Raw genomic sequence first — 13260 nt, 5'->3', positions numbered from 1 at the left:
AAACGCTCTATCCGATCAAGAGAATTTGAACACCCTTCACACCCATATTTCATTTAATCGTTTTATTCCGTTTAAAGATAGTCTTTCCCATCTGCCAATCCATTTACCCAGATTTTAAATAACCAAGCCGATTAAGAGGGTAAATACAAGTCCGGACACAGATATAATTGTTTCCAGCAATGTCCATGTCGCAAATGTTTCTTTCATAGATAAATTAAAGTATTCCTTAAAGATCCAAAAGCCTGTGTCATTCACATGAGAAGCAATCAGGCTTCCAGCGCCTGTAGCTAAAACCATCAATGCTAGATTCACATCTGTTCCCTCAATTAACGGAATAACCATGCCGGCAGTGGTTAAAGCAGCAACTGTTGCAGAACCTAATGAAATTCTCAAAATAGCCGCGATGATCCAAGCTAACAGTATCGGAGACATACTCGTATTAGAAAAGATGTTTGCCACTGCATCACCGACGCCGCCGTCTATCAATACTTGTTTTAAGGCACCGCCTCCTGCAGTTACCAGAAGAACAACACTAATACCACGGACGGACTCTTCTGCTGAAGTCATCAACGTTTTCATTGGAATGTTCCGTGCAATGCCCATTGTGTAAATCGCAAATAATAAGGATAAAAGCAACGCTATCATTGGGTCTCCGATTACGCCAACGATTTCAAAGAATAAATTATTCGCAAATCCTCCAATATCTTGAACCAGCTGTACAACAGTTGTAACCGCCATCAATATAACGGGAGAAAGGGCAGTCAACGCACTGATACCAAACCCGGGTGTTTCTTCTTCTTCAAATGTCTTATTCGTCCCCAGCGATCCAATATTACCAATTCTTGCAAAAGCATCCGGAACTAATTTCTGTGCCACTTTTGTAAATAAAGGTCCAGCAATAATCACTGTTGGAATCGCAATCACAATACCGATAAGAAGGACCATACCTATATTTGCTTCATACTGTTGTGCAATTACGGTCGGTCCGGGATGAGGCGGCAAGAATCCGTGAGTCACGGATAATGCAGCTGTCATCGGGAGACCAAGGTATAGTAATGGCATCTTCACTTCTTTTGCAATCTGATACACAATTGGAATTAATAATACGAGACCGACTTCAAAGAATAATGCGATACCAATGATGAAAGAGGCAATAACAACAGCCCATTGGATACGCTTTTCACCAAATTTATTAATCAATGTTAAAGCAATACGTTGTGCACCGCCTGCATCTGCAAGTAACTTCCCTAACATCGCACCAAAAACAAAGATAAGCGCGATATCGCCAAGTGTTCCTCCGAGTCCTTCTTGTACCGTTTCAACAATATCCCCGACTGACATCCCCAATGCCAATGCCGTTAATAAAGAAACAACAATCAATGCAATAAATGTATTTAAGTTCCACTTCATAATAAGCAGTAATAACGTAACGACTGCTAATGCTACTATGATAAGCGGATAGACATTTTCCATCTTTATTCACTCCTATTTTCATGCTTTTTATTTTCCAGCGATCTTCTTTCCTGATAAGCCGCAATCTGTTCATACTCCTGTTCCAATGAACGTGAGATATTGATAAACATTGGCATTAATTCCTGATACATCTGGCTATGTTCCGGATTCGGCTCATGCTGATGGGTAAAACCAATCAAGTCTTCCACCATATCAAAGGAATCAATTTTTTCTTCTGCGTACAATCCAAGCAGACAAGCCCCAAGACAGGAAGATTCGTAGCTTTTCGGAACAATGACGTCCTGGTCAAAGATATCAGCCATCATTTGCCGCCATAACTCCGATTTTGAAAATCCGCCTGTAGCCTTAATCGATTTCACTGGAGCATTCATAACTTCTACCAACGCCAGGAAAACGGTATATAAATTAAAAATAACGCCTTCTAAAGCAGCACGAACCATATGCTCTTTTTTATGGTTTAGCGTCAGGCCAATAAATGAGCCGCGAACATTTGCATTCCAAAGTGGTGCACGCTCTCCAGCTAAAAATGGATGGAATAATAGGCCGTTTGAACCCGGCTCCACCTGTTTGGCGATTGCAGTCAATACTTCGTAAGCATCTATGTTTAAGCGTTTTGCTGTTTCCACTTCGCTTGCAGCAAGTTCATCACGAATCCAGCGCAGCACCATGCCGCCGTTATTTACCGGACCGCCGATGACCCAATGATTTTCTGTTAGCGCATAACAAAAAATACGTCCTTTTTGATCGGTACGTGGTTTGGGAATAACTGTACGAATTGCTCCGCTCGTACCGATTGTAATCGCCACATCCCCTTCTTTAATTGCATTCACACCGATATTGGATAACACGCCATCGCTCGCACCAATAATAAATTTCGTGTCTGGTCTAATTCCTAAATCTTTGGCAATCTCCGGATGGCAATTGGTAAAGCTTGCTGTTGTCGGAACCAGTCTCGGCAGCTTGTCTGTTGAAATGTCTGTTACTTCAAGAGCTCCTTCATCCCAGTTCAATTTTTCCAGATTCATCATTCCTGTAGCAGAACCAAGAGAATAATCCATCACATATTCCCCGAAGAATTGATAAAACACATATTCTTTAATTCCGATGTATTTCTTTGTCTTCTCAGCTATTTCCGGATGCTCCTGCTCTAGCCATGTGATTTTGCTTAATGGAGACATCGGATGAATTGGTGTGCCTGTCCGCAGATAAATATCATGGCCGTTCCATTCATTTTTGATTTTATTTGTCCAATGCGAACTGCGGTTATCTGCCCATGTGATACATGGGGTAATCGCTTTATCATTTTCATCCATCGCAATCAGGCTGTGCATCGCGCTGCTGAAAGAAATAAAGGAAAGGTCCGCTGTATCCATTTTTGATTCCTTCACTGTTTCCCAGATAACAAAACGTACTGCTTGATAAATGTCTTCCGGATTTTGCTCTGCCGTTCGGACATCCGGCGTCTGCATCTCATATCCTTGGCTGCTCTGCGCCATAATTTCGCCTGTTTCCCGGTAAAGTACGGCTTTTGTACTCGTCGTGCCGATATCGACTCCGAGCATATATTTTTTCTGATCCACCTTGATCCCTCGCTTTTCTTTTATTGGCTTATTTCGTTTTATCCCAATAGCTTTTACAAAAAGCACTTTGTCTTTATGTTAATGTTTCTTAATAAAAGGCTTTCAAAACATGCCTGTATTCATTCGAATACTTGTATACAAGTATCCTATCATGTCTTTTTCTTCTTGTAAACGCTTTTAATATTTTTTGTAAAATCAAAAAAAGGACATGCTTAACTGGATGTGTTAAGCATGCCCTCTCGTATCATTTCTTTAATTTTTCCGCAGCCATATCCTGCAATTTAAATTTCTGTATCTTTCCTGTTCCCGTCAGCGGCCAATCCGCTGCATCCACAAACCAGATATAACGCGGCACTTTAAAACGTGCTACATGTTCCCGGCACAATGTTCTGATAGCTTGCTTTGTACAGTTTTCCCCTTGTTTTAATTCCACAAACGCGGCTCCAGTTTCAGTTGTTAATTGGTCCGACACACCAACGATATAAACTTGGTTCACCGCTGGATGCATGGAAATAACATCCTCCACTTCTTTGGGAACAACCGTTTCTCCGGATACTTTATACAAATCCTTACTTCTGCCCCACAAACGAATAGAACCTTGCGCATCAATCGTTCCTAAATCGCCGCTGCGGATATAGCCTTCCGCATCTTTGGCAAAAGCTGTTTCTTCCGGCTTTTTATAATATCCTTCTGTGACCACATTTCCTCGTACGGCTAACTCCCCGGCAGAACCACTTGGCAAGGTTTCTCTCGTATCTGGGTCAATTACTTTATACGTAACACTTTTATCGCCAAACTCCGGATGTCCGGCAACACCGGCTGTTTTCACCTTTCCGACCGTTGTGGAGATAATCTCCAATGATTCCCCAATTTCAGTAAGCATCGTAGTAGAAGCCGCCTCTGTCGCTCCACATCCTGTGCCAATTTCTGTCACTTCTAATTCATCTACTGCTCTTTTCCAGAGCGGGACTGGTGAAGGAGCTGCACAGCATAACAAGGCATAAAGATGGCTGAGATTCGTATGCTTCACTTCCGGCCGGTTCAATAAAGCAACCAGCATCGATGGGACAGCAAGAAAATCATGAACCTGGTATTTCTCCATCAATTCCAATGACTGCAATGGTTGAAACGCATGACAGGTTACCATACCTCCCCCTACAAAGGAGGCTGCAAACAATCCTTCCTGCAGAAAATAAACATGATACATTGGTAAGGGCGCATAAATCCGTCTCCCTGCTTCATATCCTCTGGTCAAGCACGTTGCAAAACCAGAACGGAGCATCATATCATCTGTCAGCATCACGCCTTTTGGTAACCCTGTTGATCCGGAAGTATAAATAATGGCAGCAGTGGCGTCCGGATTATCTGTTTCTTTCCAGCGGTTGTTTAATTCCGTTTCTCCCACTGCTGCCGCTCCTTGTAAAAATACATCCCATGTTATATACACGTCCGGTACTTCTGCATCTTTATTCGGAATACAAACTGCTTGCTTGAAAGGACTTTCTATTTCCTCTTGGAGTTCAGAAACAATATCCTTTAATACTTCCGCATGATCTTGCTTCCCGGCATATTGATGGGTAATCAGCCAGTTGGAATCGGATTGACGGAGCATATATATCAATTCATCCTTCTGAAGCTGTGTATTCAGCGGCACTGCAACCGCTCCGACCATGGAGGCAGCTGTAAATAATGCAACATATTCCGGTTCATTTTCCATTAGAACAGCGACATGATCTCCAGGCATCACACCTAAATCCAGCATTGCTTTTGCATAGTCACGGGCTTGTCCCCACATTGCTTCATAGGTCACAACCCGATCCGGCATCATGATTAAAGGATAATCGTTATATTGCTGGCTCTGTCTATAAAAATGAGTTGCAATTGTTCGCTTCTCCCAACTTGGATACATTTTTTCCAGTGCAGCTTGCCGCTCTTCAACACTTGCATTACTTTGCTGTTCTTCCAGCATGTTATCTCTCCATTTCATCATTTGTTTCAACTTTTTTCCTGTTACCCTTGAGGTGCCTGCCAAATGACAATGCCATTTTGTCCGCCAAAACCAAAGGAATTACTCATTGCAGTTTGAATGGGCTGCTTGCGGCTGACATTGGGAACTATATCCAATGGCGCTTCTTCATCCCGATTTTCCGAATGAAGCGTCGCTGGCAACATCCCTGTCTCGATTGCCTTAATCGAAGCAATACTCTCAATGGCTCCAGCCGCTCCTAATAAATGACCCACGCTGCCTTTGATAGAGCTGACCGGCATATGATCCAAATTCGCTCCAAATATCGTTTTCAATGCTTTTGTCTCCGCAATATCTCCAGCCTGTGTTGAGGTTGCGTGCGCATTAATATAATCAATCTCTTCCGGCTGCATTTGCGCTGAACGGAGTGCCCGCTCAATGGCCAGGGCTGCGCTTGTTCCTTCTGGATCCGGTGCCGTATCATGATACGCATCATTGGAAGCGCCATAGCCTTTTAACGTTGCATAAATATGTGCCCCTCTTGCTTTGGCACGCTCCAACGGTTCAAGGACGAATAAGCCTGCTCCTTCTCCCATAACCATCCCAGTCCGCGCTTCATCAAACGGGCGGGACCATGTTGTAAAATCTTCCGGACCTTTCATAGCCAATGCACCGGCATCCCCTAATCCAGATAAGAATACATTCGACCAAAGGCTGTCCACGCCTCCAGCAAGAATATAATCGACATCATCGCGGAAAAACCAGTAAGCTGATTCACCAATCGCATTAGCTGAAGCAGCACAAGCGGTTACATATGTATTGGACGGTCCCCGAAAACCATACTGAATGGAGATTGTACTCGCCGCCGCGTTTGGAATCGCCTTGGAAATCATACGCGGTCCGACTCTTTTTGCCTTTTCTGTCGCTAATTTTTCAGATGCCTGCTCTAAAGACTGAATACCTCCAAAAGCGGTTCCAATCGCTGTTCCGAAACGGTTTCGATCTACATCATCAATAAACGTTTCTCCGTCGCTTTTTAAGAGACCTGCATCTTTTAATGCCTCATCTGCTGTAATCAAAGCCAGCTGTGTAAAATAATCGGTATTTCGGGTAATCTTTTTAGAAAGAAAATCAGACACATCAAAATCAGGTACACGCGCTCCTACCTTTGTCCATTTTCTTATATTTTCATCGGTGATTTCTTTTACCGCAGACTGGTTCGCAATGACATTATCCCAAAAAGCGGATGTTCCTATGCCAAATGGAGAGACAGCCCCCATCCCTGTTACTGCAATCTCTACTTGTTTCATAGTACATGCTCCTTTGCATATTTTTAGACAATACGTCTTCTGTATCCCTTTTATAATGAATGAACGATCATTTCAAAGCTGTCATGTGTTATAAATCCCCAGTATTATTATAATGTAAGTGTATATTTTCCTCAAACCATCCATTTTCAGTTTTGTCGTTACTAGCAATATATTTGTGTCTTCTACATACAAATTCCCGTTATCCGACAAATGATAACGGGAATTGGAGTGATTATTTAGAAACAAATTTATTGCCGGCTGCCCAAAATCGATAGGGATAATCTTTCGCCTCTCCGGAGTTCTCAATACCAATTCGCGGACCAGTTTTTATTTTCTCCGGCTTTTTTCCTTCCGCAATAAACAGCGGCGGCTCTTGGAGAGACCGTCCATAATCTCCCATATTAATATCTAAAGCCTGTGACAGCTTGCCCGGACCGCTTGTTAAATTTTGAAACTTTTTCACTGGACGGCGAGCCAGCATCTGATCGATTCCTGTATAAGGTTCCACTGCCCGGATTAACACGCTTTCCGGCACTTCTTTCTCTGCAGTGACGACATTAATCAAACAATGATTATGAATAAGATGCGTATAAGTCAGCCCAGCTTCTGCATAGAGAATTTCCGTCCGCTTCGTTCTCCGTTTAAATCCATGCGCCGCTCTATCAGCATTTCCCAGGTATGCTTCTGTCTCTACAATAAAGCCAGAGCTTGTTCCTTCCTCCGTTTGTTTCACTAAAATACACCCAAGCAGTTCTTCTGCCAACTGTAAGGTAGGATATTGGTAAAACGCATCTGGTAATAATGTAAAGTGCCTTTCCTGATTCAATATACACCCTCCTTGCTCTATAACTTCTCCCTTTAGTTTACCCCATTTTCACAAATTGTTAAGCATCCGCCTTAAAGGAAGCACACGGTTATGTTTTATTATGAGCCTGTTTCATAGATGGAAGATGATTGAACTATTTATCTGATAATGAAATAATAGAAACAAAATAATTCTGATTAACATACTTTGTTTTTCATAAGGAGGAATATGGTTATGAGTCATTTAATGGAATTACAAACAAAAGAAGAACGTATCCAGCTTTTATCCCAAACGGTTGAACCCTTTGGAGAACGTGTTCGCCAACTTCCCGACGACGCTTTTCCATATGAAAATTTTAAAGACTTACAAAAAATCGGCTACCCGGCACTCACCGTACCAAAAGAATATGGCGGAGCCGGTATCACGCTTGATGAGTTGCTTACCTATCAGCAAATTATCGCACAAGCAGACGGCTCGACTGGACTTTCTATCGGTTGGCATATGGGGTTTATGAAATATCTGGGTGAAAGCAAGCCCTGGAAAGAAGATGTTTATGCGAAAGTAGCTAAAGATGTTGTTGATAATGGCGCGTTATTAAACAGCGCTGCTACCGAACCTGCAACAGGAAGCCCGACCCGTGGAGGCAAACCGGAAACAACCGCTGTAAAAAAAGACGATGGATGGATTATTACCGGACGGAAAAACTTTACGACGCTGTCTCCCATTTTAACTTATTTTGTGGTCAGTGCATCTATTGACGGAACAGATGACGTTGGCAATTTCCTTGTAAAACACGACCTGGATGGCGTCCACGTTGAGGAAACATGGGATTCAATCGCCATGCGCGGTTCCGGCAGCCATGATCTTGTTTTAGAAGCGGTCCATCTGGAAAAAGAGGACCTTGTTGAAGTCACTTCCAATCAAAAAAGAAAGCCAGCAGGATGGCTGTTGCATGTCCCTGCATGTTATCTCGGTATTGCGCAAGCTGCCCAGAAAGATGCTGTCGCATTTGCAACAACTTACTCGCCAAACAGCATCAAGGGGACAATTTCCGAACTGCCGAATGTTAAACAGAAACTCGGTGATTTAGAGCTTCTTTTATTAGAATCCGATCATTTCCTGCATGCCGTTGCCGCGAAATGGGATAGTGGAGATGAAGAAACTAGAAGCACCATGGGACCAGAATTAGGAGCAGTGAAGCTGTCTGTCACCAACAAAGCGGTTCAAGGTGTGGATTTTGCCATGCGTGTTGTCGGCGCACAAAGCCTTAAGCTAGCAAATAATTTTGAGCGCTATTACCGCGATGTCCGGGCCGGACTGCATAATCCGCCAATGGATGATATGACAGTGATGCAGTTGGCGGATAAATCGATACGGGAACAATCTTAAGATATATATAGAATTCAAACTTCAGTCAGCAAGGTAAAGAGATATTTTTCTCCTGTTGACTGAAGTTTTTACTTTACCAGCCAGATTAATTCCTAGAATGAATCCCATTAGAAAAACTGTGATAAAATAACCGTATACTTCATGGTTATCTGATAATGCTTCAGTAATATAAACGAAAAAACATTACTGTTCTCCCCGCTATCTAAAATCAACTCCTTTCTAACCTTCTAAGATGTATAAAACGAGAAATATAAACAATTAAGACAACAAATACATGCAATCCAACCCATATCCAACTGAAAAAATCAGCTAAAAGATTTAAAACAAGAACAAACACTAAAAGAGCAATAGCAATACCAAGAAGGGTGTTAAGCAGGATACGCTCTACGCGTTTATTAGGCTTCATATCTTTTTCTTCTATCCCTCTTTTCTTTCTCCATTTATTTCCTATCACTCTAAGAATCGGCATGACAATAGCTAAAAAGAGAAAAACATACAGCAGTACCTGCCAAAGAGGGATAACCCCTTGAGAAAAACTGCCTGTAAAAGCGCCAATAAAAGCAAATCCTAATACGATAAAACGATCAATCGTCGGAGTAAAAAAAGGTATTGTAAAAAATCTTTTTACCTTCTTCCAAAATAATTTCATATCTTTCACTCCACTCTTTAAGAAATTGATGCAATATTTTTAAAGTTTATTATCAATTGCTCTACCAATTATTTTCATTAATGTTCTTTTCCCCAAATCACACCTATGAAAACGAGAAAGCTGCTTCCTATAGCTATACAAATACAGCTAAAAGGACGTGTGTTATTCAGCTCATATTTTCATAGACCTATATCTTATCTCCATCCCTTTCAAACGCTTTTTTTACATGACAATGTTTATAAAACGCTTGTCAGTGGAAACCTTTTGATAGTCACATGATTAAAATGGATAAGGAGGAACACATCATGGAGCCAACAAACATGCAAAAAGGAAGCACTCCCAGACAAACACAAAACAAGCAGCCGGGAATCGAGTCAGAAATGAACCCGCTCCCGCATCAGCCGACGGATTATACAGGCACGGATAAATTAAAAGGAAAAAATGCGCTGATTACCGGTGGTGACAGCGGAATTGGCCGGGCAGTTGCTATTTTATATGCAAAAGAAGGCGCAAACGTTGCAATTTCCTATTTAAATGAACATGGTGATGCGGAAGAAACCAAGAAGTTAGTAGAAGCAGAAGGCGTTCAAAGTCTCCTTCTCCCAGGGGATATCAAAGAAGAGTCCCATTGTATTGATTTAGTGGAAAAAACAGTGGAAGCATTTGGCGGTATCAATATTTTAGTTAATAATGCTGCCATACAATTTGAACATGAAAATGTAGAAGATATCCCTACTGAACAGTTTGAGGACGTCTTCCGTGTGAATTTCTTTTCGCATTTTTATCTGACAAAAGCAGCAGTTCCGCATATGACGGATGGAGACTCCATTATTAATACGTCTTCTATCAATGCTTATAAAGGAAATGCTACTTTAATGGATTATTCGGCAACAAAAGGAGCGATTACTGCTTTCACAAGAAGTATTGCGCAAAGTCTCGCTAAAAAAGGAATTCGTGCGAACACTGTTGCTCCAGGACCTGTTTGGACGCCGCTTATTCCATCCTCATTTGACGAAAACAAAGTGGAGCAATTTGGGCAGGATAATTTAATGGGGCGGCCCGGTCAGCCGTCAGAGCATGCTTGGCCTTATGTGATGCTTGCCTCCAAAGAATCTTCTTATATGACCGGACAAGCTATTCATATTAATGGAGGAAGCTGGACATCGTCTTAAGCGCAATGCAAAAGAAGGTATAATTAATGTCTTTTCTCAATAAAAATTGGTTCTTAGCATTAACCGCCTTCATTATTAGCATGATGATGGTAGGGTTAGTTGTTCAAACAAGTTTTATGGGATGGGTTTATCAATCTATAGAATTTCTACTCATTTTTGGTATTTCCTTTATTGTGTTGAGGTCCGTTGCCCGAATGGTTTTTCCTTCATATTAACGATTGATTAAAGAAGGGCTGTTGCACGATTCGTTTTCTAATTGTGCAACAGCCCTTCTTTTACATGTTCTATTTAACCCCAATCGAATCCGCTTCTAACACCTGTACCGCAGCATGATCATGCGGATCTAAATCATTGCTTTCAAACGGATTATTCCCTGTGATCACACTATAAGCAATCACAACAGCACATACATAAGCAATCCCTATACTTACCCATTTTTTAATCGGCATTGATTACGCCTCCCTTTTCAGCTTCAAGCGTTGAAGTCTGAGCGCATTAACCACAACAGACACCGAACTGCATGCCATCGCTGCTCCGGCAACCCAAGGAGCTAATAATCCAATCGCAGCAACGGGAATGGATGCAGAATTATAGGCAAAGGCGAAAAATAGATTTTGCTTGATATTCCGCATGGTTTTGGTGCTTAGCTCAATACTGTCAGCTACACTGTGTAAATCACCGCGCATCAATGTCACATCTGCTGCTTCTATCGCAACATCGGTTCCTGTACCAATTGCCATTCCAATATCGGCAATCGCCAGGGCGGGAGCATCGTTAATACCGTCGCCCACCATCGCTACTTTTTTGCCTTCCTGTTGAAGCCGCTTGATCTCATCTGCTTTTTGATCCGGCAAGACTTCTGCAATGACACGATCAACACCGACCTCTTTTGCAATCGCCTGAGCTGTCCGTTCATTATCTCCTGTCAGCAGAATGACTTCCAGCTCTTGTTCGTGTAAACGTTCAATAGCCGCTTTTGATGTTTCTTTTACGGTATCGGCAACTGCAATAATCCCTGAAAGCTCGCCTTGAAAACCGACAAGCATTGCTGTCTTACCGGCAGCTTCCAATTCTGTCATGGCTTCTTCAATATTGCTGATATCAATGTTTTGCTGCTTCATCAGTTTTCTGGTTCCAATATAGAGAGGTTCTCCCTCCCATGTCACTTGGATACCGGCGCCAGGTACTGATTCAAAATCGTTTGTTTCGATTAAATCAATATGTTGTTCTTCTGCGCCTTTGACAATGGCTTCTGCAAGCGGATGTTCAGAATGCTTTTCAGCAGAAGCAGCCATTTTCAACACGTTTTCTTTTGTAACGCTGCCTTGAGGAATAACATCTGTCAGGGCAGGTTCGCCTTTTGTTACCGTTCCTGTTTTATCTAATACTATCGTTTCAATGGATCGAGTATTCTCTAAATACTCTCCACCTTTAAATAGTACACCTAATTCCGCAGCTCTGCCGGAACCAGCCATAACAGACGTTGGTGTCGCCAACCCAAGCGCACAAGGACAAGCAATAACCAGCACCGTAATTGCAGGTACTAATGCTGCACGTAAGTCTCCGGGAGCGACAAAAATATACCATGCAAGGAATGTCATCACTGCAATACCAACAACGACAGGAACAAAGATACCAGATACACGGTCTGCTACACGCTGAATATCCGCTTTGCTTCCCTGTGCTTCTTCCACTACCTTTACAATTTGCGCAAGCGCAGTATCTTCCCCAATTTTTGTCGCTTCTACTGTCAGCATGCCATTTTTGTTAATCGTTGATCCAATCGCCGTATCCCCGATGTTTTTATCAATTGGAATACTTTCTCCGGTAATCATTGATTCATCTACAGCTGATTTTCCTTTTATAATCGCTCCGTCCACCGGTATTTTTTCTCCCGGACGAACAATAATGTTGTCGCCGACAGCTACCTCTTCAATAGCGATTTCCATTTCTTCACCGTTACGGATCACACGGGCAGTTTTTGCCTGCATATCTAACAACTTTTTAATCGCCTGACCTGTACGGCCTTTGGCGCGCACTTCGAATAATTTTCCGAGCAATACCAGCGTAATAATCACTGCAGCAGCTTCGAAATAAAGTTCAGGCATTCCGACTGCACCTTGTATTTGCCATTCTATCCCCAGGAAAATACTATACAAATATGCTACGGATGTTCCTAAGGCAACGAGCACATCCATATTCGCACTTTTATTTCTTAACGCTTTATACGCGCCTACATAAAACTGCTTCCCCGCAATAAACTGGACAGGTGTTGCCAAAGCTAATTGCACCCATGGGTTCATCAACATATCCGGTGAATAAATAAACGATGTAAAGGAAAAATGCGTCACCATCGTCCATAATAAAGGAAATGTTAAAATTGCAGAAAAGATAAATTTTCCGGTTTGGTGACGAATTTCCTCTTCCTTCCGGTTTGATGTCTCTTCCTTGGACACTTGAGGCTTAAGTGCATAACCAAGCTTCTTCACAACATCCATCATATCCCGGGAAGTTACTTGGTCTTCATTATATTCTACTGCAACATTCTCCAACGCAAAATTCACATTAGCTTCTGCTACGCCATCCATTTTATTTAAACGTTTCTCGATTCGATTAGCGCAAGCTGCACACGTCATTCCCTCGACATCAAAAGTCTGCTTTGTATGCTGTACTTGGTAACCAAGCTGTTCGATCTTCTTCTCAAAATCCTCTACAGTCGTTTGCTCCGGATCATAGTGAATCGTTGATTTTTCAATCGCAAAATTCACATTGGCATCTTCTACACCGTCTACCCGCTTCAAACCCTTCTCAATTCGGGTTGCACAAGCTGCACATGTCATCCCTTCGATAGGCAAAGTAACTTCTTTTTTAGCTTCCATTCAAATCATCTCCTATACCCTTTAAGGGTATGTAACT

10 protein-coding genes are annotated in these 13260 nt (G+C 42.2%); 2 read left to right on the top strand and 8 right to left on the bottom strand.

Translation table 11 applies throughout. From position 1 onward, the window contains the following. Positions 1-114: 114 nt before the first annotated feature. The 5 genes from ACFQ19_RS02395 to ACFQ19_RS02375 form a co-directional block, all read right to left on the bottom strand. Positions 115-1473 carry a gluconate:H+ symporter gene (locus ACFQ19_RS02395; protein WP_379590366.1) on the bottom strand — a complete coding sequence of 453 codons (1359 nt, stop codon included), beginning with the start codon at positions 1471-1473 and terminating at the stop codon, positions 115-117. 2 nt (positions 1474-1475) lie between these two features. Then, the gene (gene gntK / locus ACFQ19_RS02390; RefSeq protein ID WP_379590789.1) at positions 1476-3035 is read right to left on the bottom strand and encodes a gluconokinase; all 1560 of its coding nucleotides are present in this window, start codon (positions 3033-3035) and stop codon (positions 1476-1478) included. A gap of 262 nt (positions 3036-3297) precedes the next feature. Then, positions 3298-5043: an AMP-binding protein gene (locus ACFQ19_RS02385; RefSeq protein ID WP_379590787.1), complete on the bottom strand. Its 1746-nt coding sequence runs from the start codon at positions 5041-5043 to the stop codon at positions 3298-3300. A 20-nt stretch (positions 5044-5063) separates the two neighbouring features. Continuing rightward, positions 5064-6329, bottom strand: a complete 1266-nt coding sequence (locus tag ACFQ19_RS02380; RefSeq protein WP_379590365.1) for a beta-ketoacyl-[acyl-carrier-protein] synthase family protein — start codon at positions 6327-6329, stop codon at positions 5064-5066. Positions 6330-6561: 232 nt separating this feature from the next. Continuing rightward, positions 6562-7155 (bottom strand): DNA-3-methyladenine glycosylase, encoded by a 594-nt coding sequence (locus tag ACFQ19_RS02375; RefSeq protein WP_379590364.1) that lies wholly within the window; start codon positions 7153-7155, stop codon positions 6562-6564. 213 nt (positions 7156-7368) lie between these two features. Between ACFQ19_RS02375 and ACFQ19_RS02370 the strand changes: the two genes are divergently transcribed. Next, entirely contained in the window at positions 7369-8523 is a 1155-nt protein-coding gene (locus ACFQ19_RS02370; RefSeq protein WP_379590363.1) for an acyl-CoA dehydrogenase family protein, read from the top strand. A gap of 208 nt (positions 8524-8731) precedes the next feature. Here the strand turns inward: ACFQ19_RS02370 and ACFQ19_RS02365 are convergent, their stop codons facing one another. Then, entirely contained in the window at positions 8732-9181 is a 450-nt protein-coding gene (locus tag ACFQ19_RS02365) for a hypothetical protein (protein ID WP_379590362.1), read from the bottom strand. A gap of 296 nt (positions 9182-9477) precedes the next feature. Between ACFQ19_RS02365 and ACFQ19_RS02360 the strand changes: the two genes are divergently transcribed. Next, positions 9478-10344 carry an SDR family oxidoreductase gene (locus ACFQ19_RS02360; protein WP_379590361.1) on the top strand — a complete coding sequence of 289 codons (867 nt, stop codon included), beginning with the start codon at positions 9478-9480 and terminating at the stop codon, positions 10342-10344. Positions 10345-10628: 284 nt separating this feature from the next. Here ACFQ19_RS02360 and ACFQ19_RS02355 read toward each other — a convergent pair whose 3' ends face one another. Both ACFQ19_RS02355 and ACFQ19_RS02350 read right to left on the bottom strand, forming a co-directional pair. Next, complete coding sequence (locus tag ACFQ19_RS02355) at positions 10629-10793, bottom strand: hypothetical protein (protein WP_379590360.1); 165 nt, start codon at positions 10791-10793, stop codon at positions 10629-10631. 3 nt (positions 10794-10796) lie between these two features. Next, entirely contained in the window at positions 10797-13223 is a 2427-nt protein-coding gene (locus ACFQ19_RS02350) for a heavy metal translocating P-type ATPase (protein ID WP_379590359.1), read from the bottom strand. Positions 13224-13260: the final 37 nt, after the last annotated feature.

It is taken from the genome of Oceanobacillus locisalsi, from assembly GCF_042675985.1.
GTDB classification, from domain to species: domain Bacteria; phylum Bacillota; class Bacilli; order Bacillales; family Amphibacillaceae; genus Oceanobacillus; species Oceanobacillus locisalsi.
This window is presented reverse-complemented; position numbering and strand designations above follow the sequence as displayed.

What these genes read in the sequence shown, in the direction of transcription:
- ACFQ19_RS02395 (WP_379590366.1), bottom strand. Translation starts at nt 1,473, where the DNA reads ATGGAAAATGTCTATCCGCTTATCATAGTAGCATTAGCAGTCGTTACG.
- gntK (WP_379590789.1), bottom strand. Translation starts at nt 3,035, where the DNA reads ATGCTCGGAGTCGATATCGGCACGACGAGTACAAAAGCCGTACTTTAC.
- ACFQ19_RS02385 (WP_379590787.1), bottom strand. Translation starts at nt 5,043, where the DNA reads ATGATGAAATGGAGAGATAACATGCTGGAAGAACAGCAAAGTAATGCA.
- ACFQ19_RS02380 (WP_379590365.1), bottom strand. Translation starts at nt 6,329, where the DNA reads ATGAAACAAGTAGAGATTGCAGTAACAGGGATGGGGGCTGTCTCTCCA.
- ACFQ19_RS02370 (WP_379590363.1), top strand. Translation starts at nt 7,369, where the DNA reads ATGAGTCATTTAATGGAATTACAAACAAAAGAAGAACGTATCCAGCTT.
- ACFQ19_RS02360 (WP_379590361.1), top strand. Translation starts at nt 9,478, where the DNA reads ATGGAGCCAACAAACATGCAAAAAGGAAGCACTCCCAGACAAACACAA.
- ACFQ19_RS02355 (WP_379590360.1), bottom strand. Translation starts at nt 10,793, where the DNA reads ATGCCGATTAAAAAATGGGTAAGTATAGGGATTGCTTATGTATGTGCT.
- ACFQ19_RS02350 (WP_379590359.1), bottom strand. Translation starts at nt 13,223, where the DNA reads ATGGAAGCTAAAAAAGAAGTTACTTTGCCTATCGAAGGGATGACATGT.